The organism is Paraburkholderia sp. BL23I1N1 (genome assembly GCF_003610295.1).
GTDB lineage: Bacteria > Pseudomonadota > Gammaproteobacteria > Burkholderiales > Burkholderiaceae > Paraburkholderia.
The window spans coordinates 3,053,154-3,078,213 of record NZ_RAPV01000001.1 but is presented as its reverse complement, the minus strand read 5'-3'; the positions used below and the strand labels follow the sequence as shown (position 1 = coordinate 3,078,213).

The window sequence follows — 25,060 nt, the reverse complement described above, 5'->3', positions numbered from 1 at the left end:
TTCGATGACTCAAGCTTTGAGGCCGGACCGGCTGCGCGCGTTCGTCGGCCGGATTGCGTCGCTCGTCGACGAACGCGTGCCCGAAGCGCATCTGCTCGACGCAGGCGGTGACGCACTGCGCGAGCTGATCGCCCACGACGACTGGCTGCCCGACGCTTTCGCGCAGCCCGATCCCGAGCGCTATCAGCAATTCCTGCTGCACGCCGATTCGCAGCAGCGTTTTTCAATTGTCAGTTTTGTATGGGGACCGGGTCAGTCGACGCCGGTGCACGATCACACCGTATGGGGTTTGATCGGCGTATTGCGTGGTGCGGAAATTGCTCAGGAATATCGCATCACGTCAGGGTGTTTACTGGAGGAAGAGGGCGCGGCGAGGCGCCTCGATACCGGCGCGGTGGATGCCGTGTCGCCGCGCATCGGCGATATCCATCGTGTGAGTAATGCTTTTCACGATCGTGCGTCGATCAGCATTCACGTGTACGGTGGAAATATTGGCGCAGTGACGCGTTCCGTCTACCCGGCCGACGGCGGCCGCAAACCCTTTATCTCCGGTTACTCGAACGACGTGTTGCCCAATATCTGGAATGTTGCAAAGGAGTTTCCGATCCCATGAGTTTCGCTACAGAGTTTCGTATCCGATCATTCAAAGACGTGCGCCGCGCACTGCTCGAACGCGAGGAAATCGCGCTCGTCGACGTGCGCGAGGAAGATCCGCACGCGCGCAGTCATCCGCTGTTCGCGGCCAACCTGTCGCTGTCGCGTCTCGAACTGGAAGCGCCTGTGCGTTTGCCGCGCCGCGACGTGCCGGTGGTTGTATTCGACGACGGCGAAGGGCTTGCCGAGCGCGCCGCGCGCCGTCTGAGCGAGCTGGGTTATACCGATGTCGCGTTGCTCGAAGGCGGTTTGCAAGGCTGGCGCGAGGCGGGCAGCGAGTTGTTCCAGGACGTGAACGTGCCGAGCAAGGCATTCGGCGAGCTGGTCGAAACCGAACGTCATACGCCCTCGCTGGCCGTGCAGCAGGTGCTGGCGCTGCTCGACCATGAAGCCGATGTCGTGGTGCTCGACGCGCGCCGCTTCGACGAATACCAGACCATGAATATTCCCGGCAGCATCAGTGTGCCGGGCGCGGAACTGGTGCTGCGCGCCCGGCAGCTCGCACCGAATCCCGCAACACGGATCATCGTCAATTGCGCGGGGCGCACGCGCAGCATCATCGGTGCGCAGTCGCTGATCAATGCGGGCGTGCCGAATCCGGTGGCGGCGCTGCGCAACGGCACCATCGGCTGGACGCTGGCCGGTCAGGCGCTCGCACACGGCAGTTCGCGCCGTTTCGATCCGATCATCGACGACACACACCGTCTCGCCGCCGCCGATTCCGCGCGCGAGGTGGCCGATCGTGCAAGGGTAGGCCGCACGTCGCGCGACGAAGCGCGTCGCTGGGCCGACGAAGCGGTGCGCACCGTCTATCGCTTCGATGTGCGCACGCCGGAAGAATACGAAGCGGGACACGTACCCGGTTTTCGCAATGCGCCCGGCGGTCAGCTCGTTCAGGAGACCGACATGTTCGCGCCGGTGCGCGGCGCGCGTGTAATCCTCGCCGACAGCGATGGCGTGCGTGCGAACATGACAGCGTCGTGGCTCGCGCAGATGAACGTCGAGGTGTACGTGGTGGATGGCTTGGGCAACGCGGACTTCGGCGAAAAAGGCCCGGCGCCCGCCGCGCGTTACGCACCCGCGCCGCCGCCTGTCGATGAGATCACGCCGTCCGGGCTGGTTGCGCTTCTGCAATCGCCTGGCACCGTCGTGCTGGATTTCACGACCAGCGCGAATTATGTGAAGCGCCATATTCCAGGCGCGTGGTTCGCGATTCGTGGGCAACTCGATCAGGCGTTGCGCAAGCTGCCGGATGCGCAGCGTTATGTGGTGACCTGCGGCAGCAGTCTTCTTGCTCGCTTTGCGGCGCCCGAGTTGGCGGCGTTGACGGATAAGCCGGTGCAGGTGCTAAGCGGTGGCACGAATGCGTGGATCGAGACCGGCCTCGCCGTGGAAAGTGGCGAGACGCGTCTGGCGTCGCCGCGGATCGATCGTTATCGCCGCCCGTATGAAGGAACCGATAACGCGCGCGAAGCGATGAACGCGTATCTGGAATGGGAGTACGGGCTCGTTGCTCAACTCGGACGCGACGGTACGCATGGTTTTCGCGTGCTGTGAGGTGCGGGTTTGCGAATTTCGTCGATCTCCATGATAAGCGGTGACTCGATTCGATAAGTGCGGCAGGGGTGCAGGATTCGTGCGCTCGATGACACCCGCATCGATGCACGCGCATCCCTCGCTGCTCAATAAAATTCGCATATTTGCTTAGCAGAATAATGCGTTTGTCTTATACAGATGCGTGCCTTATCGTCGATAGCACTTCACCTGGATGCCACGACGACATCGCCGCTATGACGACTTCCCGCTCTTCTTTTTCCATGTTGCCACGCGCGTTCCTCAAACCGCTCGCCGTGGCAATGCTCGCACTGTGCGCGACCGTTTGCGCAACGCAGTCCTATGCAGCGGATCTACCGGTACTCAAAGTCGGCGACCAGTCCTTGCAAACGCGCGGCATTCTCGAAGCATCCGGTCAGCTCAAAGACCTGCCGTACAAGATCGAATGGTTCAACTTTCCAGCCGCGCAACCGCTCGGCGAAGCACTGAATGCCGGTGCCGTGGATGTCGGCGGCCTGGGCGACGCCCCACTGGTGTTCGCCCTCGCTGCCGGCGCGCGGGTACGTGCCGTCGCGGCAACCCGGTCGACTCCGCTGGATCTGGCGATCGTCGTCGGCGCGCATTCGCCGTTGAACGATGCAGCGAGGCTGAAGGGCAAACGCATCGCCACGACACGCGGTTCGATTGGCCACTATCTCGCGCTCGCGGCCTTGAAGAAGGCCAACGTGCCGCTGACCGACGTGTCGTTCGTTTTCCTCGCACCCGCCGATGCGAAGGCGGCGCTTGCGTCGGGCAGCGTCGATGCATGGTCGGTGTGGGATCCGTACACCGCACTCGGTGAAGCACGCGATCACGACCGCATCATCGCGAACGGCGTTGGCTTGTCCGAAGGACTCAGCTATCAGGTTGCAACCGAACGCGCGATCACGGACAAGCGCGCGCAACTCGCCGACTTCCTGCGACGTGTGGCGATTGGCCAGCGTTGGGCGCTTTCGCATCCCGACGAGGTGGCGGCCATGCAGTCAAAAGTCACCGGCCTGCCGACCGATGTGCTGAAGACCGACTATCAGCGTGGCCAGGTGCATCCGGTAGCGATCGACGACAGCGTTATCACTGCGCAGCAGCGTACGGCCGATACCTACGAAGCCGCCAACGTGATTCGTGCGCATCTCGACGTGCGCACGAGCTTCGATCGCAGCTTCCCGCTGCCTTGACGCGGCTTGCCGGAGTCCTCGTATGAACGCCCCGATTGCCGAAAGTGCGGTGACGCGCCGTCATCCACCGCTCGATAGCGATGCGTTCGACGCGCTGCTCGCGCTGCTCACGAGCAAGTTCGCGGACAGTGCGGCTCACTACGACCGCACGGCGGAATTTCCGCACGCCAATCTGGCGCGCCTGCACGAATTCGATCTGCTTTCGTTGACGGTGCCCGCATCGCTTGGCGGTGCGGGGGCGAGCTTGCCGCAGGCCTTGAACGTGGTGCGCGCGGTGGCGCGCGGCGAGCCATCCACGGCACTGGTGCTGGTGATGCAATACCTGTTTCATCATCGCTTGCAAGGCAACCCGCATTGGCCTGTCGAGCTGCGTGAACGCGTGGCGCGGGATGCGGTGCGCGATGGCGCACTGATCAACTCGCTGCGGGTCGAGCCCGAACTGGGTACGCCGGCGCGCGGCGGCTTGCCGTCGACGATCGCGAAGCGCAGCGCTGGCGGTTGGATCATCGACGGCAGCAAGCTGTACTCGACCGGCAGCCCTGGCCTGACCTGGCTCGCGGTGTGGGCGCGCAGCGACGAGACGCCGCCGCGCGTCGGTGTGTGGCTGGTGCGTCGCGATACACCCGGTGTGCGGGTCGGCGGCGAGTGGAATCATCTGGGCATGCATGCCACGGGCAGTCACGAACTCGTGTTCGACAAGGTGTTCGTGCCGGCTGCGCATGCGGTTGACGCCCATCTGGCTGGCGAGCCGGGTGCCGGTCTCGACGCACTTGGTCTTGCGTGGATGAGCGTGCTGTTGTCCGCGGTCTATGACGGCGTCGCGCGAGCCGCGCGCGACTGGTTCGCGCAATGGGCCGCCAGGCGCAGGCCCGACAATCTCGGCGCGCCGCTCGCGAGCCTGCCCGCGTTCCAGCAGACGCTCGGACGTATCGACGCGCTGCTGTTCAGCAATCGCGTGTTGCTCGATGCGAGCGCGCATGCCGAACGTGTGACGCTCGACGAAGCGCCGCTCGTTAAATACACAGTGACGAATCAGGCCATCGAGGCGGTGCAACTGGCGGTCGAGGCGAGCGGCAATCCCGGCTTGAGTCGTGACAATCCGCTCGAGCGTCACTATCGCGACGTGCTGTGCGCGCGGATTCATACGCCGCAGAACGATTCGGTGCTGCAGGGGGCGGGGCGCGTGGGCTTCGCTGCGTTTATCCACGCGTGAGGCGAGCCGCGCCAGCACTGCGTAAGCCGGGTGCGAAGCCGGTGCCGCGAGCCGCAAATCCTCTGCCTATTCGGTGTAAACGCGCTCTCGTCTAAATCCGCCAATCCGTTTAGATTAGCTGCACTTGGAAGGCTTATCGAGGGACCAGGGCGGCCAATCAAGCAGCGGTCTGCCATTCCGGCGATGGCGCAAGGTCAGAGGCCAAGGTCTCTCACTGCTTCGCCGGAACCGGACCGCTGCGCGTCGTCCACGGTGCTTCGCTTCAAGCGGCCATTCGGCTATCTGGCCGTTATCCCGTTCCCGGTTGACCGTATCGACCGATTCCGGCGACGCTTTGCACAGCGTCGCCTTTTTCCTTGTGGCGCCCGTTTTCGCGGGTTTCGCCCCCTTCAGCCGCAAATCCACTCCGCATAACGGTCGATGGCGCCTTGCCAGCCTCGCTCGCGGATTTTTTCGTGCGCGGTTATCCTGTAGGACGCCCCGAAGGAAGCCCCGTTGAGGGTGCCCCGGAGGAAAGCCCCCTTGGGAGGCATCTGTAGGAAGTCCCCTTGGAGGACACCCGACACAACAGGATGCGAGCGGATTGCCGCTTCGTGTCCATACAGGAAACTCGCTGTGAGCCTCAAACTGCTTACTGTCGCGATGCTGGCCGCGTGCGTTGCGCTGACCGGTTGCGACGACCAACAGAGCGACCGCGCCGTGCAAAAACTCAAGGAATTCTTTAACGCCGTCAAACCGGACGCGTTACTACTCAATAATATGACGCCGGGCACCACGACCGAGGCGCAGATTCGCGATCAGATGGGCAAGCCGGAAACCGAGCGCACGTTTACCGACGGCTCGAAGCGTTTCGAATATCCGCGCGGCCCGCAAGGACTGAACACGTACATGGTCGACATCGACCGTGATGGCAAATTGCAATCGATCACGCAGGTGCTGACCGCCGAGAACTTCGCGAAGATTCGTATGGGCATGACCGAAGACGAGGTGCGCCGCCTGCTCGGCAAGCCTGGTCAGATTGCCGTGTTTCCGCTCAAGCCGGAAACCGTATGGAGCTGGAAGTGGCGCGAGGGTGGTGTGACTGAAGAAGGCATTTTCAACGTGCACTTCGATCAATATCTGAAGGTGTACACGACATCGCGCTCGGATGTGATACGTGGGCGATAGCGGATAAAAGGCAGGGAACAGATGATACATCGACGTCGATACAGCCGTATCGGGCTGGTGTTGGGTGGGGGTGCTGCACGTGGCTGGGCGCATATCGGCGCGATTCGCGCGTTGCACGATGCGGGTATCAAGCCGGATGTGGTGTGCGGCACGTCGATCGGCGCACTGGTGGGCGCCGTGTATGCCAACGGCGATCTCGACTGGCTGGAGGAATGGGTTTCCAAGCTCACCTGGCAAACCGTGGTGAGGCTGCTCGATCTGCGTTTTTCGGGCGGCTTGCTTGGCGGGCGCAAGGTGATCCAGATATTCGCGGACAAATTCGACGGCCGCTCGATCGCGCAATTGAACATGCCGTTCGCGGCGGTGGCCACCGAACTCGATTCGGGCCGCGAGAGCTGGTTGCAGGACGGCAGCGTGGTGGACGCGGTGCGCGCTTCGATTGCGATTCCGGGGATTTTCACGCCGGTGTTTTACAACGGCGTGTGGCTGGTGGACGGCGGCTTGAGCAATCCGGTGCCGGTTTCGGTGGCGCGCGGCATGCGGGCGGACTGCGTGATCGCGGTCGATCTGAACAACGACATTCTGAATGGGCGCGATTTTGGTGGCGCGGCGGTCGAGACGCCGGCACTCGACCCGGATGTGCCGCCGCCGGTCGCGCTGCGGCGTAATGGGAAGCCCTGGCCACGCTGGCTGGCACCTGCTGAAGGACGCGCTTCCGATGATGTGCGTGTGGCGCCGGCGCCGAGTGCTCGGGTGCCGTCGATGCTGAGTTCGATTGCACAGAGCATCGACATCATGCAGGTGCGGATTTCGCGGAGCCGGCTGGCGGGTGAGCCGGCGGATATTTTGATTCAGCCGCGGCTGGGGGGAATGGGGATTTTTGATTTTCATCGGGCGGGGCCGGCGATTGAGGAGGGGCGCGCGGCGGTGGAGTATATGTTGCCGGCTATTCGGGCTCGATTAGGGATTGAATGAGGGCCTTTTTTGCCTGCGCGGCGCTTTGTTTGGTTGTGGTTTTATGGTGTTGGGCTTTCCTTGGGCTGGTTGCCTGCTCGCCGCTTGACTTCCAATACGGTTGCTTCTCTTTGCGGCCGGCAAAGAGAAGTAGGTGCCGCCCCGCACAGGGGCAACGCAAATAGACCACTAACAAAGCAAGGAAAGGCCAACACCGCAGGCACACCGAAAAAGCGTCGCGCAGGCAAAACCCCCCACTGAGGCCTATCGCAAAAGCGACCCAAAACTTGCTAAATCACGGCGGCGCGCAGCGCAAACTCCGGACCTTACAAAACCCCACCGCCCCCAAAACCAAGCCCTACAAGCCCCCAGCCACAGCAAAAAGCCCAATTGCTGCACAGCAACATCCCACCCATTCCCCTTTGAGAAAATAATTTCCGCTTGCGAGACTCCGCGCCATGCCGGATGAGTCGGGCAGGCCTAACCCGCCCCCATCCATGACATCCTCAATGAAACCTGGATGGAGACACGCGTGTTCCTTTACGGCTTTGGTCCGGTGTTGCTGGCCGGCACGATCCAGACGATCGAGCTGTCCGTCCTGTCGCTGGCAGCCTCCGTGCTGCTCGGCCTCGCGGGCGCGGCGGCGAAACTCTCCTTCAATCGCCCGCTCAGGGCAATCGCAACCGGCTATACGACCCTGATCCGCTCAGTACCCGACCTCGTGCTGATGCTGCTGCTGTTCTACAGCATCCAGATCGCTGTCAACAATCTCACCGACGCGCTCGATCTCCCCCAGTTCGATATCGATCCGTTCGTTGCCGGCGTGCTCACGCTCGGCTTCATCTACGGTGCGTACTTCACCGAAACCTTCCGCGGCGCGTTTCTCGCGGTGCCGCGCGGTCAGCTCGAGGCAGGCAGCGCCTACGGCATGAGCGGCGCCCGCGTGTTTACGCGCATCCTGTTTCCGCAGATGATGCGCTTCGCGCTGCCCGGCATCGGCAACAACTGGCAGGTGCTGGTCAAGGCCACAGCGCTGGTGTCGATCATTGGTCTCGCCGATGTCGTCAAAGCCGCCCAGGACGCCGGCAAGAGCACGTTCAACATGTTTTTCTTCATTCTGGTCGCCGCGCTGATCTATCTGGCGATCACCACCGCGTCGAACCTCGTGCTGATCTGGCTGGAAAAGCGCTACTCGATCGGCGTGCGCCACGCGGAGCTCTAAGACCATGATCGACATCCTCAATCAATTCTGGCGCGCATTCCTGTACTGGGACGGTCAGCGTATGTCGGGTCTGGCCGTCACGCTGTGGCTGCTGGTGGCGTCGATCGGGATCGGCTTTTTCATGGCGATTCCGCTTGCGGTGGCGCGGGTATCGAAGAAGCGCTGGCTGTCGACGCCGGTGCGTCTCTACACCTACGTGTTTCGCGGCACGCCGCTGTACGTGCAACTGCTGCTGATCTATACCGGCATGTACAGCCTCGAATTCGTGCGCTCGCATCAGTTGCTCGACGCGTTTTTCCGCAGCGGTTTTCACTGCGCGATTCTCGCCTTCGCACTGAACACCTGCGCGTACACAACCGAGATTTTCGCCGGCGCGATCCGTTCGACTTCACACGGCGAAGTGGAAGCGGCCCGTGCCTACGGCATGAGCTGGTTCACGATGTACCGCCGCATTGTGATACCGTCCGCGCTGCGCCGGGCGCTCCCGTTGTACAGTAACGAAGTGATCCTGATGCTGCACGCCACCACGGTCGCGTTCACGGCTACGGTGCCGGACATCCTGAAGGTGGCGCGCGATGCGAATTCCGCCACGTATCAGTCGTTCGACGCATTCGGCCTCGCCGCGCTGATTTACCTCGTGGTGTCGTTCGCGCTGGTGGCCCTGTTCCGCCGCGCCGAGCGTCATTGGCTGGGTTACCTTGCGGTGCGCACGCACTAAGCGGGCCACTGAGCAGGCATGTTTCGTTGCAGCGGCGCGGCCGGTCTGCGCCGTCACCTAGATTGATCCGTATTTTCACAGGGAGAGCATCTTGCTCCACACGACTCAAACCGAAGCTTGCAAGCTCGCCGTTCAGGACATCCACAAGCGCTACGGCGACAATGAAGTGCTCAAGGGCGTCTCGCTGAACGCGAACAAGGGCGACGTGATCAGCATCATCGGCGCGAGCGGGTCGGGCAAGAGCACCTTCCTGCGCTGCATCAATTTTCTGGAGCGGCCGAACGCGGGGCAGATCGTCGTCGACGGCGAAACGGTCAAGACCAAACCCGATCGCGCCGGCAATCTGGAAGTGGCCGACCACAAGCAGCTGCAACGCATTCGCACGAAACTCGCGATGGTGTTCCAGCACTTCAACTTGTGGGCGCACATGAACGTGATCGAGAACATCGTCGAAGCACCGATTCATGTGCTCGGCATGTCGCGTCGCGAAGCCGAAGAACGCGCGCGTGAATATCTCGAGAAGGTGGGGCTCGCGCCGCGCCTCGAGAAACAATATCCGTCGCATCTGTCGGGCGGTCAGCAGCAGCGCGTGGCCATCGCGCGTGCGCTGGCCATGAACCCCGACGTGATGCTGTTCGACGAGCCGACTTCCGCGCTCGATCCGGAGCTGGTTGGCGAAGTGCTCAAGGTGATGCAGAAGCTCGCCGAAGAAGGCCGCACGATGATCGTAGTCACGCACGAAATGGGTTTCGCGCGCAACGTGTCGAACCACGTGATGTTCCTGCACCAGGGCCGCACCGAAGAAGAGGGCCTGCCCGCCGAGGTGCTGACCACGCCCCGCAGCGAACGGCTCAAGCAGTTCCTGTCCGGTAGTCTGAAGTAACGCGCGGCTCGCGTCTTACTGATAAGCGATGGCTCGTACGTCCAACCCGGCTCGCACCACGCAGGTCGCAATCGTCGCCTTGCCGCCGGTGTCCATGTCGGGCGTCGGGCCGATTGTCGATGCGCTCAATCTCGCCAACGAAATCGACGGCCGGGCGTTGTACCGCGTGCAGGTCTGTTCATGGGACGGCCGCGCGGTGCCCTTGTCGGGCGGCGCGCAATGGCCGGCCGATGCCGCCTTCGGCGATGCGATCTCGTGCGACTGGCTGATCATCGTCAGCGAACGGTTCCAGCAATTCGCCGACTATCGTCTGTTTCTCGCGAGTCTTTCGCGCGTTGGGCAACGCACACCGCTCGTCACCGGCATTCATCACGGCGTCTGGTGGCTCGCCATGGCGGGGCAACTGTCCGGCTATCGCGTGAGCGTCAACTGGGAAACCTATCAGCAGTTCTCCGAACAGTTCGAGCGCTCGATCGTCACCCAGCAGATCTTCGAAATCGACCGTGATCGCGCCACCTGCGCGGGCGGGCAGGCAACCGTCGACTTCATGCTCGCCATGATCGGCCGCGATCACGGGCCGGAGTTGGCGGACCGGATCGCCGATACGCTCGGCGTCGGCGTGTTGCGCGCGGGCGAAGAGCGGCAGCGTATTCCGTTCGTGACCGCGCCGGGCGAGCGGCATCCGCGTCTGAACGACGCGCTGATGCTGATGGAAGCGAATATCGAAGACCCGCTGACCACCGATGAAATCGCGGGTCTCGTTGGCGTATCGCGGCGTCAACTGGAGCGGCTGTTTCGCCAGTATCTCGGCTCGATGCCGTCCAAATACTATCTCGGCCTGCGGCTTTCGAAAGCGCGCACGCAATTGCAGCGCACCAGCAAATCGGTGGTGCAGATCAGCCTTGCTTGCGGATTTTCGTCGGCGGCGCACTTTTCGAATGCTTACCGCGAACGCTTTGGTGTCACGCCGCGCGAGGATCGTCGTAACTGGATCGACAAGCAGACCGGCGCAAGCGGCGCCGCGGCCAGTGAGCCGCGGCCGGCCGCGCTGATCGAACGGCCCGATCAGGCGGATTGAGCACCATGAACGGGCGCAAAACGCGGCATGCGCGCCCCACTTGCGACAAACCCGCCCGGAAGCTCATAGAAAGCGTCGCGTATGCGCAAGACGTATCGCCTGCGGTTTCCTACACTACGTGTATTACCTCTCACCTGTAACGAGGATTTGCCATGAACGACCTGACTGTGACTCGCCAGACCTTCGACGAAGTGATGGTGCCGGTGTTTTCGCCCGCCGCCTTCGTACCCGATCGCGGTCTCGGCTCACGCGTCTGGGATACGCAAGGCCGCGACTATATCGACTTCGCCGGCGGTATCGCCGTCACCGCGCTCGGTCATGCCCATCCTGAACTGTTGAAAGTCCTGCACGAGCAGGGCGGCAAGCTGTGGCACATCGGTAACGGCTACACCAACGAACCGGTGCTGCGTCTCGCCAAACGTCTCGAAGACCTGACCTTCGCCGACCGCGCGTTCTTCGCCAACTCGGGTGCGGAAGCGAACGAAGCGGCCTTGAAGCTGGCACGCCGCGTCGCGTTCGAGCGCCATGGCGCCGACAAGGTCGAAATCATCTCGTTCACGCAGTCGTTCCATGGCCGTACGTTCTTCACCGTGAGCGTCGGTGGCCAGCCGAAGTATTCGGAAGGCTTCGGCCCGGTGCCGGCCGGCATCACCCATCTGCCGTACAACGATATTGAAGCGGTCAAGCAGGCGATCGGCGCGAAAACCTGCGCGGTGATCGTCGAGCCGATCCAGGGCGAGGGCGGTGTGATCCCGGCCGATCCGGCGTTCCTGAAGGCGCTGCGCGAAGCCTGCGATCAGCACGGCGCACTGCTGATTTTTGACGAGGTACAAACGGGTGTGGGCCGCAGCGGCTATTTCTACGCGTACCAGGACACGGGCGTGACGCCGGACATCCTGACCACCGCGAAGGCGCTCGGCAACGGTTTCCCGATCGGCGCAATGCTGACCACCAACGAACTGGCCGCGCACTTCAAGGTCGGCGTGCATGGCACGACCTACGGCGGCAATCCGCTGGGCTCGGCAATCGCCGAGAAGGTGGTCGAGTTGGTCAGCGATCCGAAGCTGCTCGAAGGCGTGCGTACTCGCAGCGAAGCATTGAAGAGTCAACTCGCCAAGCTCAACGAACGCTTTGGTCTGTTCACGGAAGTGCGTGGCAAGGGTCTGTTGATCGGTGCTGAATTGACCGATGCGTTCAAAGGCCGCGCGAAAGATTTCGTTACCGCCGCAGGTCAGCACGGCGTGATCATGCTGATGGCGGGTCCGGACGTGCTGCGTTTCGTGCCCTCGCTGATCATGCCGCTCGACGATATGTACGAAGGCTTCGCGCGTCTCGCGAAGGCGATTGAAGAGATCGTCGGCGCGAAAGCCGAAACGGCATCGAAGTGAACCACGGCGCTGAGCTAAAGCATTGAATCATGCGTCACATTCAACAGGAACGATGATGCTCTTCGTACGCCCCGGCCGCCTCGCCGATCTCGACGCGCTTGAACACATGGCGCGCACCGCGCAACCGGTGCTGCATTCGCTGCCGCACGACCGGCGTGCGCTCGAAGCGCGCGTCGCGTTGTCGGAAGACTCATTTCGCGCGGATGTCGATTTTCCGGGCGAGGAGTTCTACCTGTTCGTGCTCGAGGACGCGGAGAGCGGCAAGCTGATGGGCACGGCGAGCATTGTCGCCGCCGCCGGTTATTCGGACCCGTTCTACGCGTTTCGCAACGACGCGCTGATTCATGCGTCGCGTGAGTTGCACGTGAATCGGAAGATTCACGCGCTGACCATGTCGCATGAACTGACCGGCAAAAGCCGCTTGGCGGGCTTTTACATCGACCCGTCGCTGCGTGGCGATGCGGCCGCGCAATTGATGTCGCGGGCGCGGATGATGTATATCGCCGCGAATCGCAAGCGCTTCACGCCGGAAGTGTTCTCGCTGCTGCTCGGCGTCACCGACGACTCAGGTGTGTCGCCGTTCTGGGAGGCGGTGGGGCGCAAGTTCTTCGGCCGCAATTTTGCCGACATCGAAATTGAATCGGGTGGCCGCAGCCGCACCTTTATCGCTGAGGTAATGCCGACCTATCCGATCTATGTGCCGTTGCTTCCGGAAGCGGCGCAGCGCGTGCTCGGCGAGCCGGATTCGAAAGCGCTGCTCGCGTACGAGATTCACCTCGAAGAAGGCTTCGAGACGGATCGCTTTATCGATATTTTCGACGCGGGTCCGGTGTTGACCGCGCAGGTCGATCGCAGCGCCTGCGTGACGCGCAATGAAACACGCGTGGTGCGCGAAGCCGGTACGGCTGCCGACGGTTCGACGTATCTGGTCGCGCATAACGGTGCGGATGGCGAGTTCCGCTGCGTGCTCGGCACCTTGGCCGGCGGTAAAGCAGGCGGCGCGTCGTTGTCGCATGCGGCGCGTGCCGCGCTCGGCGTAGCGGAGGGCGACACGGTACGCTGCGTGCCGTTGCACCAGCCGCATCAGGAAGAATTTTCGGGAGACGCACAATGATCGTCGTTCGCGTTGTGCAACGAGGCGATGTGGACGCGCTCATGCGGCTCGCGCAGGAGACCGGCCCCGGTCTCACCACCTTCAAGCCGGATCGCGATGCACTCGCGGCGCGCGTTGAACGTGCGCGCCGCACGATGGAAGACAAGGCCGAGCCGCACGAAGCCGGTTATTTCTTCGTGATGGAAGACACCGGTACCGGCGACGTGGCCGGCGTATGCGGGATTGAAACCTCGGTCGGCCTGCAGCAACCCTTCTACAACTACCGCGTGAGCACGGTCGTGCACGCAAGCCAGGACCTCGGCATCTGGACGCGCATGCGCGCGCTGAACATTTCGCATGACCTGACGGGTTATGCCGAAGTGTGTTCGCTGTTCCTGAGCCCGCGTTATCGCACGAGCGGCGTCGGCGGCTTGCTGTCGCGTTCGCGCTTCATGTTTCTGGCGCAATTCCGCGAGCGTTTCCCGCAGCGGTTGTGCGCGGAATTGCGCGGCCATTTCGACGCGGAAGGCACTTCGCCGTTCTGGCGCGCGGTGGGCTCGCATTTCTACCAGATCGATTTCAACGCGGCGGACTATCTGAGCTCGCATGGCCGCAAGGCATTCCTTGCCGAGTTGATGCCGCGTTATCCGGTGTATGTCGAACTGCTGCCGGAAGAAGCGCAAGAATGCGTCGGCCTCACACATAACGACACGATTCCTGCGCGCCGCATGCTCGAATCCGAGGGACTGCGCTACGAGAATCACGTCGATATCTTCGATGCAGGCCCGGTGCTCGAATGCCATATCGCCGACTTGCGCACCGTGCGCGAAAGCGCGGTGGTGCGGGTCGAGATCGCTGATGTGCCGGCGGGCGCGCCGCAGGATGCACCGCGTTCAATGGTATCGAATACGTCGCTGGGCGATTTTCGCGTGGGCGTGGCTGCGGGCGCGCCGCGAGACGGCGTGTTCCGCATGAGCGCAGCCGAAGCGGCCGCGCTCGACGTCAAGGCAGGCGACCCGGTGCGGGTCATGCAGCTGAAACACAAACAAGGATGATCATGAGCGAGCTTTTCATCGACGGCGAATGGGCCGCCGGCACAGGACCCGCATTCGCGTCGCGCAACCCGGGTACGGGCGCGACGGTGTGGGAAGGCAACAGCGCTTCGGCGGCCGACGTCGATCAGGCGGTGCGCAGCGCGCGCCGTGCGTTCGCGGCATGGTCGGCGTTGAGCCTCGACGAGCGTTGCGGCGTGGTGCGCCGCTTCGCTGCGCTCGTGACGGAGCGCAAGGAAGCGCTTGCCGAAGCGATCGGCCGCGAGACCGGCAAACCGCTGTGGGAAGCGCGCACTGAAGCGGCTTCGATGGCGGCGAAGGTCGAGATTTCGATTCAGGCCTATAACGAACGCACCGGTGAGAAACGTTCGCCGATGGCTGACGGCACCGCCGTGCTTCGGCATCGTCCGCATGGCGTGGTGGCGGTGTTCGGACCGTATAACTTCCCGGGGCATTTGCCGAACGGGCATATCGTGCCGGCGCTGATCGCGGGTAATGCCGTGGTGTTCAAGCCGTCGGAACTCGCGCCGGGCGTGGCTAAGCTTACTGTGCAGATCTGGCACGATGCAGGCTTGCCCGCCGGCGTGCTGAACCTCGTGCAAGGCGAGAAAGAGACGGGCATTGCGCTCGCCAACCATCGGCAGATCGACGGCCTGTTCTTCACGGGTAGTTCGGATACCGGAACATTTCTGCACAAGCAATTCGGCGGCCGTCCGGAGATCGTTCTCGCGTTGGAAATGGGTGGCAATAACCCGCTCGTGATCGGCCCCGTGGCGGATGTCGACGCCGCCGTGCATCACACGATTCAATCGGCGTTTCTGTCGGCAGGGCAGCGTTGCACGTGCGCGCGCCGTATTTTCGTGCCGAACGACGCGTTCGGCGATCGTTTCGTAGCGCGCCTGACCGAAGTGACTTCGCGCATCAGCGTCGGCGAATACAACGCCGATCCTCAGCCGTTCATGGGCGCGGTGATTTCCGCGCGTGCGGCTTCGCGTCTCGTCGCGGCGCAAGAGCGTTTGCTGGCCGACGGCGCGAAAGCGCTGCTGAAGATGGAGCAGCGCGATCCGAAACTCGGCTTCGTCACGCCCGCGATTCTCGACGTGACCGCCGTGAAGGACCTGCCGGATGAAGAGCATTTTGGACCGCTGGCGCAGATCATTCGCTACAACACGTTCAGCGAAGCGCTCGATAAAGCCAACGACACCGAATTCGGCCTCTCCGCTGGCCTGCTCGCCGACGACGAAGCGCTGTGGACGCATTTTCAGGGCACCATCCGCGCGGGCATCGTCAACTGGAACCGGCCGACTAACGGTGCCTCGTCGGGCGCGCCGTTCGGTGGCCCGGGGCGTTCGGGCAATCACCGGCCGAGCGCGTACTACGCGGCCGACTACTGCGCGTATCCGATGGCGTCCGTCGAAAGCGCGCAACTGCAAATGCCCGCGAGCGTCTCGCCGGGCCTTCAATTCTAAGGATCGACGATGCAAGCCACTGAAGCCAATTTCGACGGTCTCGTCGGCCCGACCCACAACTACGCAGGGCTCTCGTTCGGCAACGTCGCCTCGCAGAACAACGAGAAGTCGGTTGCGAATCCGAAGGCCGCTGCCAAGCAGGGCCTGCGCAAGATGAAGCAGTTGGCCGATCTCGGCTTTCATCAAGGCGTGTTGCCGCCGCAGGAGCGTCCTTCGATGCGTCTGTTGCGCGAACTCGGTTTTTCGGGCGACGACGCGACGGTAATCGCACGCGTGGCCAAAGACGCGCCCGAGTTGCTGGCCGCGGCGAGCTCGGCTTCGGCGATGTGGACCGCGAATGCGGCGACGGTGAGCCCCTCGGCCGACACGCCCGACGGCCGCGTGCATTTCACGCCGGCCAATCTGTGCAGCAAGCTGCATCGCGCGATCGAGCATGAATCGACGCGCCGCACCTTGCGCGCTATGTTCAGCGACGCTGACCGGTTCGCGGTGCATGAAGCGCTGCCCGGCACACCGGCGCTCGGCGACGAAGGCGCGGCGAACCACACGCGTTTCTGCTCGGAATACGGCACACGTGGCGTCGAATTCTTCGTGTACGGCCGCAGCGAATATCGCCGCGGACCTGAGCCGAAGCGCTTTCCCGCGCGTCAGACGTTCGAAGCGAGCCGTGCGGTTGCCCATCGTCACGGTCTGAAAGAAGCGGCCACCGTGTACGCCCAGCAGAACCCCGACGTGATCGACGCGGGCGTGTTCCACAACGACGTGATCGCGGTCGGCAATCGCAATACGCTGTTTTGCCATCAACTCGCGTTTGTCGAGCAGAACGCGGTGTACGACGAACTGCGCACGAAGCTCTCCGGGCTGAAGGCCGAGTTCAACGTGATCGAAGTGCCGGACGCGCAGGTGAGCGTGGCCGACGCAGTCACGTCATACCTGTTCAACAGCCAGCTGCTGACGCGCCCCGACGGCAAGCAGGTTCTGGTGGTGCCGCAGGAATGCCGCGAGAATCCGCGCGTGGCCGCGTACCTCGACGATCTGACGTCGCACACCGGACCGATCGACGACGTACTCGTGTTCGATCTGCGCGAAAGCATGAAGAATGGCGGCGGTCCGGCATGTTTGCGCCTGCGCGTCGTGCTGAACGATGCCGAGCGCGCAAGCGTCACGCCGGGCGTGTGGATCAACGATCAGTTGTTCGGCCGCCTCGATACGTGGATCGAAAAGCATTATCGCGACCGCCTCGCACCGGCCGATCTGACCGATCCGCAACTGCTCGCCGAGTCGCGCACCGCGCTCGACGAACTGACGCAGATTCTCGGTCTGGGTTCGCTGTATGACTTCCAGCGCTGAGCGCGGCATGAGCGGTTCGATGCTCGACGATTTTTTGGCGTACACGCTGGCGGGCTCGCGGCCCGAAGCGCACGCCATGAAGGGAACGTGTGTCAGCGGCGTGCGGTGGTCGTGGCTCGACGACGGCGTGCTGCAGCTCGAACCCGCCACGCAGGAAGAGGGCACGCGAAGCGTGCTCGCCTCGGCCGGCGTGCATGGTGATGAAACCGCGCCGATCGAATTGCTGTCGTATCTCGTGCGCGATATCGCAAACGGCGCCGCCGCATTGACCTGCCGCCTGCTGGTGATTCTCGGCAACGTCGACGCCATGCGCGACGCCTGCCGTTATCGCGACGACGATCTCAACCGCCTCTTCAGCGGACGTCACGCGCAGGTGCCGGACAGTCACGAAGCGCCACGCGCCGCGGCGTTGGAACGCGCGGCGACGCAGTTCTTCGACATTGCATCGGCTGAACGCGGCGCGCGCTGGCATATCGACATGCATACGGCGATCCGCGCTTCCGCTTTCGAGCGGTTTGCACTGCTGCCGCATACAGGCAGGCCGTTTTCGCACGCGATGTTCGAATGGCTCGGCGAGGCACGCATCAGCGCGGTACTGCTTCATACGACCAAGGGCAATACGTATTCGCACTTCACCGCGCAAGCTTGCGGCGCGGAGGCGTGTACGCTGGAACTCGGCAAAGTGCGTCCGTTCGGCCAGAACGACTTGACGCGTTTTGCGGGTGCGGACGAGGCGCTGCGGCATCTTCTGGCGGGTATCAACGCTGCCAACGGCGCAAAGGGTGACGCAAACGCAGCGCTGCCGCGTGCGTTCACCGTGATCGACCAGATCACCAAGCGCAGCGAAGCATTCGAATTACGGGTTGCCGCGGATGTGCCGAACTTCACCCCGTTCGTGAAGGGCACCGTACTCGCCTGTGACGGCGATTATCGCTATGTCGTCAGTCGCGACGAAGAACGCATTGTGTTTCCAAACGCGACGGTCAAGCCGGGCTTGCGCGCCGGCTTGATGGTGGTCGAGACGACGCAGGACACACTGTCCAGTCTCGTGTAACCGCGCCGCGGATGAAACGTTGCGCACCTCGGCGCGCAACGTTTCATTCCATGCACGCTTCGCGTAGCTTAAGCCGCGTTCGCCTTCAACAAACCCTCCGCCATCATCGCCTCACGCACCTTCGGCCGTGCCGCGACGCGCGCCAGATAGGCACGCAGATGCGGATACGCGCTCAGATCCATCGACAGCATCCGCGCCCAGCTCAACACCGTGAACGCATACGCATCGGCGACCGTGTACTGTCCGGTCATATATTCGCGTTCCGTGAGCACGCGATCGAGTTCGCTGAATCGCGTGGCGAGTTTCGCGCGGCATTCCGCTTTCGTCGATTCGGCTGTCTCCTGATGCCAAAGCCACGGGCTGAACGTCTTGTGCAACTCCGTGCTGATATAGGTGAGCCATTCGAGCACCGCGAGCCGTTGCGGCGAGCCGGCGGCGGGCAACAGGGCGTGCTCCGGCGCGAGGTCGGCGATGGTTTGCAGCAGTGCCGCGCCTTCGGTGTGGCGTGAGCCGTCGGCGAATTCGACGAGGGGCACATAGCCGCGCGGTGAGATCGCGTAGTAATCGTCGCCGTTGGCAAGCTTGTGCGTTTGCAGGTTGACCTGGACGGTTTCGAAGTCGAGCTCCGCTTCGCGCAATGCAATGTGAACGGCCAGCGAGCAGGCGCCCGGCGAGTAATAGAGTTTCATGGTGTCACCGCTATAAACGAGAGTGAAGTCCCGGCAGGTGCCGGTGGCAAGGCTCGTCGGCCGACAAGTCGATGTGGTAAAAGTAGCCCGGATCGCATTCAGAATAAACAGGCGGCTTGCCAAACCATGCGTGCAAAAACGCAATACGAACTGACGTCGGCGGATACCCAGACCATCCTCGCGCTGGTGCGCGCCGGCACCCTGGCGGAAGCGGCGCAGCGTCTGGCCATCGACGCGTCGACGATTTTTCGCTCCGTGCAGCGGATCGAACGCGGGCTTGGCCAGCGCCTGTTCGAACGCTCGCGCAGCGGCTATCGCGCGACACCGCTTGGCGCGCAACTGGCGCGCCATGCCGAACGCATCGAAAGCGAACTTGCGGCGGCACGCTCCACGGTGCGGGCGAGCAGCGACCGCGTGTCCGGCAGTGTTCATGTGACGACCACCGATACCGTGCTCTATGGTCTCTTGCTGCCCGCGCTGCATGATTTTGCGGCCCTGCACCCTGCCTTGTCGTTCGAGCTGACTGCTGCCAACAGCCTTGCAAGCTTGACCAAACGCGACGCCGACATCGCTGTGCGCGCCACGCGCCGCGCGCCGGATCATCTGGTGGGCAAACATGTGGGCCCGCTGCGTATCGCGGTGTTTGCCGCGAAGGGGAGCGGCATCCACGCGAGCGATGCCGATGCGTTGTCGCGCTGCGACTGGGCGGCGCCGGACAGCTCGCTCGGCGATCATCCTTCGGTTCTGTGGCGCAAGCGTCATTGTCCGACGGTCGAGCCGCGTTACCGGACCAATAGCGTGATGGCGGTGTTCGAACTGGTGGCGCGCGGCTTCGGCGTTGGCATCTTCCCGACCTTCCTTGCGCGCGGCCGGAACGATCTCGTGCAATTGACGCCGCCACTCGACGAAGCCGAATCGCAGGTCTGGGTGCTGGCGCATCCGGAGTCGCGTCATCTGCCGCATGTCGCGGCGGTCTATACGCATCTGTCGCGGCGGCTCGGCGGCGATTTCGCGGCCGGCGACGGTGCGCTCTAACGCGGATTGGACCGCGCATCTGCTTGCCTGAGCGCGACACAAAGTTGCACCTTTGAGCGCGCGTTACCCGGGTCGCCTGGCAGGCTGCGCAAAAGAGCGCCCGCAGGGCCGCGATTCGACGCCTGTACAATCGCGCCCTCGCGGCTGTTGCGCTGCACCACACCGGCCGCGCGAGCTTGAATCGGTTTTTTGGCGCGGCAACCATGCTGGCCCGGATTCGGCTCCGTCTTATTCAATACCGTAGAGGAACACCCGTAATGAAGATGAATTGGCGAAACATGGCTGCGCTCGCGCTGTTCGCGACGGCAACGGTAGCGGCAGGCACGGCATCGGCCACCGCAGCAGCGGCGGATATCAAGGAAGTGCGTTTCGGCGTCGAGGCGTCGTATGCGCCGTTCGAATCGAAGTCGCCGTCGGGCGAGCTGCAGGGTTTCGATATCGACATCGGCAATGCTGTCTGCGCAAAGCTGAAGGCGAAGTGCGTGTGGGTCGAGAATTCGTTCGACGGCCTGATTCCGGCGTTGGAAGCGCGCAAGTTCAACGCGATCAACTCGGACATGACGATCACGGACCAGCGCCGCCAGGCCATCGAATTCACCGATCCAATCTATACGATCCCGAATCAGATGATCGCGAAGAAGGGCAGCGGTTTGCTGCCTACGCCGGCCTCGCTCAAGGGTAAGCATGTCGGCGTGCTGCAAGGCACGATTCAGGAAACGTATGCGAAGGCGCGCTGGGCGCCGGCGGGTGTGGACGTCGTGCCGTATCAGACGCAGGACCAGATCTACGCCGATCTCGCGTCGGGTCGCCTGGACGCCGCGTTCCAGGACGCGGAAGCGGCTTCGAAGGGCTTCCTGAAGAAACCGCAAGGCGCAGGCTTCGAATTCGCCGGCCCGGCCGTCACCGACGAGAAGCTGCTTGGCGCGGGCGTGGGCTTCGGCATCCGCAAAGGCGACAAGGCGTTGAAAGACGCGTTGAACCAGGCGCTCAAGGAACTGAAGGCCGACGGCACGATTGACCGCTTCGCCGCGAAGTACTTCGATGTGAAGGTGGTGTTGAAGTAAGGCGTTGTGGGTCTTGCCTGATAGGTTTTGCTTGATGCAAACGGCCGCTGACGCGGCCGTTTGCATTTTGGGCGGTGCTTGAAGTGTCTTTTACTTCATGCATGCCAGGCGCCTTGCATCATGCGCGTCGCGATCGTCGCTTAGCGAACGCTGGCCGTGGGCTGATCGAGATAATCGAACACGACCTCACCGAGTCCGAGCGTTAGATCGGCCATCAGATGCCGTGCCTCGACGATTTCGAGCACCGGCAATTCCGCGACCGGCGCCAACGCGTGGTGTGCCAGTTCGAGCGAGACGGGCCCCGTCCATGCGCCTTTGAGCGTGATGTCCTGCAGGTAGTAGCGCACCAGCTCGCAAATGCGCGGCGTGCCGTCCACGTGCGGAATCACCTTCAGCAGGAAGTTCGGCGTTTCCAGGCGTTTCTGCTGCTGCGCGAGATCCAGTTGCCGATGCTTGTAACCCATCGTGCCGGTGGCGATGCGAATCGGACCGTAATCGAGCGTGCCGACCAAGGTGTCGGTATGGACTTCGAGCACGGGCTTCGCGAGCTTCTTCGGAAAGCCCCACAGTTCACGGCCGCCGGCGATCGGCGGATGGTCGTCCAGATACATGGCCAGCGTGTAGCCCCCTGCAACACCGTTGTACGACACCGGGATCACCTGGCCGCTTTCCGTGTAGTCGCCGAAACCGGTCGAATCCGGCATACGAATGAATTCGTAATGCACCAGCGGCTCGCCGATCTGGAGCGGCTCGGGCACCACGGCGCGCAGTTTGTCCGGATCGGTGCGGTAAGTGATGATCAGGAATTCCCGGTCGATGAAACGATACGGGCCCATCGGAAACGCCGGGCTCGTGATTGGCATCGCGAAGGCATTTGACAGCACGCTTTTGACGTCCATGATTTTCCTTGATGGTTAAAGGCGGGGTAGCGCAGGGGGCAACGCTTTTGCACTGCACAAGAGTATCGTCGATTCTTTCCTGACCTTCAGCGAGACATGTATCCAATTATTTCGAGATATTGCGGCGTTGACATGTCCGCGTGCGGCGGCCTGCGATAAAATTGCGTGGCGCATCGTAGGCACATCGTAGATGCCATGGGCCTCGGGGCCTCGTACGCACGCTGTCGGTGCGGCGAAAAACGGTGCAGCAAAAACCAAAATACAGCAGGAAGCGCCTGGGCGGCGCTTAGCGGGGGATTGGAATGACCACCATCGCGATCGAGCATCCCGGCCAGACAGGCGCCGCGGACGATGCGCAACTAAACGTGAGCTTCGCGCGTCAGCCGATTCTGAATCGTGACGGCATGCTGTGCGGCTATGAAATCAAAGTGCGCGCGCCGCACGTGCCTGCGGGCGCCGAATCTGACGCAGGCACGGCGGCCGCGGTTCATCCCCCTGCGGATCAGGATGCAAACGCCGATGCCTCGCCGGGCCGCGCGCCCGAGCCGGCGCAACGCGTGGCGCGAGCCGTGCTTCGCGGTCTGATGCAGGGCAATGTTCGCGGTGCGCTCACCGGGCATCCCGCTTACGTCGATGTAAGCCGCGAGATGCTGTTCGACGACTCGATCCTGTATTTGCCCACCGACCGCTTCATGTTCGAACTGTCGCCGTCGATCCAGGTCGACGATGCGCTGATTGCGCGCATCGTTCAACTGCACGGGCGGCGCTATCGCTTCGTACTCGACGAAGTGACGCAGCCCGATGAAACGTTTGCGAAGCTGCTGCCCTACGCGGAAGTGGTCAAGATCGATTTCACGCACGCGCCGAAAGCGCTGTTGCCCAAATTGACGGGCGTGCTCAAATCGGCGGGCAAGCTGTTGATCGCACTGGGGCTCGATGCGCAGGCGGATTTCGAGGAGGCGCATGGTCTCGGTTTCGACCGTTTCCAGGGTTACTTCTTCGCGCGTGCGCAGACGTCGATAACGCGGCGCGTCAGTGCGCCGCGGCATGCACTACTGAACCTGCTGCAACTGTTGTCGGGCGACCCGACCGTCGCGCAACTCGAAGCCGAACTCAAGCTGAACCCGGTGCTGGTGATGCATCTGATGAAGCTCGCGAATTCGAGCGGCCTCGCAGTCGGCCACAAGGTGACGACGCTGCGCGAAGCGATCAACGCGACCGGTACGAACCGGATCGCACGCTGGACGCAATTGCTGTTGTACGCGGACGGCCGCAAGGTCGCGCTCGAGGACGATCCTCTACTGCAACTCGCGGCGACCCGGGCGCGTTTCATGGAACTGGCGATCGAACGCTTGCCTGAAGCCGGGCGCGACGAAGCCGATGCGGCGTTTCTGACCGGCGTGTTTTCGTTTGTCGATGCCGTGTTCGGCGGTTCGCTCGAAAGCACGTTGAATGTGCTGACGCTGTCGCGGCCGATTCAGGCGGGTATCTTGCACCGGCAGGGCGTGCTGGGCTTGCTGCTGACGGCGGTCGAAGCGCTCGAGCGTGGGGCGTGGGATGAACTCGATGCCTTGTGCGCGCGCTTGCAGCCTTTGACGGTGGAAGAGATCGCGCTGCTGGGGTTGGCGGCGGGTGCGTGGGCCGGGGTGGCGGATCGGAGCGCGGAGGGGTTGGAGCGGATTGAGGATTGAGGGGTGAGGTATGAATCAGTGGCCGGCATGCTGAGCATGCCGGCCTTTGCACATCTGAGATTCTCGACTTAGGGCAAATACAAAACCGGTGAGAGTGAAGCACCGTGATCAACGATCACGCCACGTCTTCACATCGTCTCCATTTCCTGCATCTGCCCCAAGCCGAAAAAACGTCCTAACTCCTTGGCCAGTTCATTCAACGCGCTCATTTCCTTCTGCGATATCCGGCGTGGCTCTTGCGTATGAGACCAGTCGCCGTATAACAGCGCCACCGTCTGATCGGTTTCGTCGACGACTGGCAGCAGCACAAAGGCGCGGGCATCGTCGAACGAGCGCCGGAACCATTCCGGTAATCGCGCGACCATCTTCGGGTCGCGTGCGTTCTCGATGAAGATGCCTACCGAGTTCGCTATCGCGAGATGAAACACGTCGGGCTCGAACGCGGTGTTGAACGACAGCGTCGGCAGCGCCGCGTCGATCTTCGGACCGAGCCCGAGACGCGCCTTGAAGGTGCCGTTGCTGTGCTTGACGAACACCACGGTGCGCGCAAAGCCGAGCGCCGCCAGCACGGTTTCCGCGGCCAGCGCCAGGGCCGGCGCGAGCGCACTGCCGTCGGGCAGGCCGCGCAGATCGCCCACCCCTGCGGCGATGCGCGCCTCCGGGTCGAGTGCCTCGCGCGCGATCGCGTCGGCATTGGCGCGCAACTCGACGATCTCGCGCATCACGCCGTCGCCGCCTTCTTCGCGGGCAAGCGCGACGCTCATCTCATGCAGCACTTCCGGGTCGGTGTTCAGCGCGTGGCTGTATTGCCGCGCCAGTTCGGCGATGCGTTCCTCGCGCTCCCAGTCCGGCATGTTCTGCTGGGTCAGCACGTCGGCGACCGCCGTCGAATAGTTGGTGATGGCGCGCAGCCACTGCACCTGGCGCGGCTGTTCGACATCCAGCGGGTCGAACTCGCCCATGCCGGAGCGGATCATGTCGGGCAAGCGCCAGCGCACCGCGGCCTCGGCGCCGATTTCGTCGAACGTGACGCCGAGCACCAGGATGCAGGCATCGGTTTCGAGCGTGCCGTCTTCGATATGCCGACGGATCTGATCCCATTCGGCGTCGAGGTAGAACACCACCAGCAGCTTGCCGATCTGCCGCATCAGCGTGCAGACCACGGCTTCTTCGCCGGCGCGCAGATCGCCGCGCTCGGTCAGCTTGCGCGCGACGCAGCCCGACAACAGCGTGCGGTTCAATTCGAGTTTCGCGTCGATGCGGCGCGGCGCGCTGTGATGAAAGTGATCGACGATTTTCAGGCCGACCACCAGATGGCCGACCGCATCCATGCCGAGCACCATCAACGCGCGCGAGACGGTGGTGATATTGCCGCCGAACGCCATGTACATGGCCGAATTGGCCAGCCGCAACACTTTTTGCGTCAACGCGAAGTCCGACAACACGACCTGTACGAGGCCGGTGAAGTCGAGGTCATCGTTGTTCATCGCCGCCATGGTGGTGCGCAGCGACTGCGACAGCATGGGGAAATCGCCGCGCTCGCTCATTCGCGTCCAGAGCCGGTCGAGCACCGCCGCCTTTACCATGTGAGTCCCGCCAAAGCCATACATATTCCAATG

Annotated in this window: 22 protein-coding genes; 19 read left to right on the top strand and 3 right to left on the bottom strand. The window is 63.0% G+C overall.

Features of this window, described 5'->3' with window-relative positions; genetic code table 11:
- Positions 1–4 precede the first annotated feature (4 nt).
- The 16 genes from B0G76_RS14440 (at position 5) to astE (ending at position 18,063) form a co-directional block, all read left to right on the top strand.
- The gene (locus tag B0G76_RS14440) at positions 5–613 is read left to right on the top strand and encodes a cysteine dioxygenase (protein ID WP_120293133.1); all 609 of its coding nucleotides are present in this window, start codon (positions 5–7) and stop codon (positions 611–613) included.
- The gene (locus B0G76_RS14435; protein ID WP_120293131.1) at positions 610–2,211 is read left to right on the top strand and encodes a rhodanese-related sulfurtransferase; all 1,602 of its coding nucleotides are present in this window, start codon (positions 610–612) and stop codon (positions 2,209–2,211) included. The genes B0G76_RS14440 and B0G76_RS14435 overlap by 4 nt, the downstream gene beginning before the upstream one ends.
- A 233-nt stretch (positions 2,212–2,444) precedes the next feature.
- A complete protein-coding gene (locus B0G76_RS14430; RefSeq protein ID WP_120293129.1) occupies positions 2,445–3,422 on the top strand; it encodes an ABC transporter substrate-binding protein in 978 nt (325 codons plus the stop codon).
- Positions 3,423–3,444: 22 nt separating this feature from the next.
- Positions 3,445–4,635, top strand: a complete 1,191-nt coding sequence (locus tag B0G76_RS14425) for an acyl-CoA dehydrogenase family protein (protein WP_120293127.1) — start codon at positions 3,445–3,447, stop codon at positions 4,633–4,635.
- A 615-nt stretch (positions 4,636–5,250) separates the two neighbouring features.
- On the top strand, positions 5,251–5,802 hold the full coding sequence (locus B0G76_RS14415) for a hypothetical protein (protein ID WP_120293123.1): 552 nt from the start codon (positions 5,251–5,253) through the stop codon (positions 5,800–5,802).
- 21 nt (positions 5,803–5,823) lie between these two features.
- Positions 5,824–6,777 carry a patatin-like phospholipase family protein gene (locus B0G76_RS14410; protein WP_120293121.1) on the top strand — a complete coding sequence of 318 codons (954 nt, stop codon included), beginning with the start codon at positions 5,824–5,826 and terminating at the stop codon, positions 6,775–6,777.
- Positions 6,778–7,288: 511 nt separating this feature from the next.
- Complete coding sequence (locus tag B0G76_RS14405) at positions 7,289–7,978, top strand: ABC transporter permease (RefSeq protein ID WP_120296381.1); 690 nt, start codon at positions 7,289–7,291, stop codon at positions 7,976–7,978.
- Between the two features lie 4 nt (positions 7,979–7,982).
- Complete coding sequence (locus B0G76_RS14400) at positions 7,983–8,696, top strand: ABC transporter permease (protein WP_030102580.1); 714 nt, start codon at positions 7,983–7,985, stop codon at positions 8,694–8,696.
- 91 nt (positions 8,697–8,787) lie between these two features.
- The gene (locus tag B0G76_RS14395) at positions 8,788–9,579 is read left to right on the top strand and encodes an ABC transporter ATP-binding protein (RefSeq protein ID WP_120293119.1); all 792 of its coding nucleotides are present in this window, start codon (positions 8,788–8,790) and stop codon (positions 9,577–9,579) included.
- 28 nt (positions 9,580–9,607) lie between these two features.
- Positions 9,608–10,657: a GlxA family transcriptional regulator gene (locus B0G76_RS14390; RefSeq protein WP_120293117.1), complete on the top strand. Its 1,050-nt coding sequence runs from the start codon at positions 9,608–9,610 to the stop codon at positions 10,655–10,657.
- Positions 10,658–10,809: 152 nt separating this feature from the next.
- Positions 10,810–12,045, top strand: coding sequence for an aspartate aminotransferase family protein (locus tag B0G76_RS14385; RefSeq protein ID WP_120293115.1), 1,236 nt, complete (start codon positions 10,810–10,812; stop codon positions 12,043–12,045).
- A 55-nt stretch (positions 12,046–12,100) separates the two neighbouring features.
- On the top strand, positions 12,101–13,159 hold the full coding sequence (gene aruF / locus B0G76_RS14380) for an arginine/ornithine succinyltransferase subunit alpha (RefSeq protein WP_120296380.1): 1,059 nt from the start codon (positions 12,101–12,103) through the stop codon (positions 13,157–13,159).
- Positions 13,156–14,193, top strand: a complete 1,038-nt coding sequence (gene astA / locus B0G76_RS14375; protein ID WP_120293113.1) for an arginine N-succinyltransferase — start codon at positions 13,156–13,158, stop codon at positions 14,191–14,193. The genes aruF and astA overlap by 4 nt, the downstream gene beginning before the upstream one ends.
- A 2-nt stretch (positions 14,194–14,195) precedes the next feature.
- A complete protein-coding gene (astD, locus tag B0G76_RS14370) occupies positions 14,196–15,659 on the top strand; it encodes a succinylglutamate-semialdehyde dehydrogenase (protein WP_120296379.1) in 1,464 nt (487 codons plus the stop codon).
- 9 nt (positions 15,660–15,668) lie between these two features.
- Complete coding sequence (gene astB, locus B0G76_RS14365; RefSeq protein ID WP_120293112.1) at positions 15,669–17,009, top strand: N-succinylarginine dihydrolase; 1,341 nt, start codon at positions 15,669–15,671, stop codon at positions 17,007–17,009.
- On the top strand, positions 16,993–18,063 hold the full coding sequence (gene astE, locus B0G76_RS14360; protein WP_259460579.1) for a succinylglutamate desuccinylase: 1,071 nt from the start codon (positions 16,993–16,995) through the stop codon (positions 18,061–18,063). The genes astB and astE overlap by 17 nt, the downstream gene beginning before the upstream one ends.
- Positions 18,064–18,131: 68 nt before the next feature.
- On the opposite strand, the gene gstA is transcribed toward astE, so the two are convergent.
- Positions 18,132–18,752 (bottom strand): glutathione transferase GstA, encoded by a 621-nt coding sequence (gene gstA, locus B0G76_RS14355; protein ID WP_120293110.1) that lies wholly within the window; start codon positions 18,750–18,752, stop codon positions 18,132–18,134.
- A 126-nt stretch (positions 18,753–18,878) separates the two neighbouring features.
- On the opposite strand from gstA, the gene B0G76_RS14350 reads away from it, so the two are divergent.
- Both B0G76_RS14350 and B0G76_RS14340 read left to right on the top strand, forming a co-directional pair.
- The gene (locus tag B0G76_RS14350) at positions 18,879–19,787 is read left to right on the top strand and encodes a LysR family transcriptional regulator (RefSeq protein WP_120293108.1); all 909 of its coding nucleotides are present in this window, start codon (positions 18,879–18,881) and stop codon (positions 19,785–19,787) included.
- A gap of 257 nt (positions 19,788–20,044) precedes the next feature.
- Complete coding sequence (locus B0G76_RS14340; RefSeq protein WP_120293105.1) at positions 20,045–20,851, top strand: ABC transporter substrate-binding protein; 807 nt, start codon at positions 20,045–20,047, stop codon at positions 20,849–20,851.
- A 140-nt stretch (positions 20,852–20,991) separates the two neighbouring features.
- Here B0G76_RS14340 and B0G76_RS14335 read toward each other — a convergent pair whose 3' ends face one another.
- Positions 20,992–21,750: an acetoacetate decarboxylase gene (locus tag B0G76_RS14335; protein WP_120293103.1), complete on the bottom strand. Its 759-nt coding sequence runs from the start codon at positions 21,748–21,750 to the stop codon at positions 20,992–20,994.
- 302 nt (positions 21,751–22,052) lie between these two features.
- On the opposite strand from B0G76_RS14335, the gene B0G76_RS14330 reads away from it, so the two are divergent.
- Entirely contained in the window at positions 22,053–23,441 is a 1,389-nt protein-coding gene (locus tag B0G76_RS14330; RefSeq protein ID WP_120293101.1) for an EAL and HDOD domain-containing protein, read from the top strand.
- 128 nt (positions 23,442–23,569) lie between these two features.
- On the opposite strand, the gene B0G76_RS14325 is transcribed toward B0G76_RS14330, so the two are convergent.
- Positions 23,570–25,027, bottom strand: coding sequence for an HDOD domain-containing protein (locus B0G76_RS14325; RefSeq protein ID WP_120293099.1), 1,458 nt, complete (start codon positions 25,025–25,027; stop codon positions 23,570–23,572).
- Between the last annotated feature and the right edge of the window lie 33 nt (positions 25,028–25,060).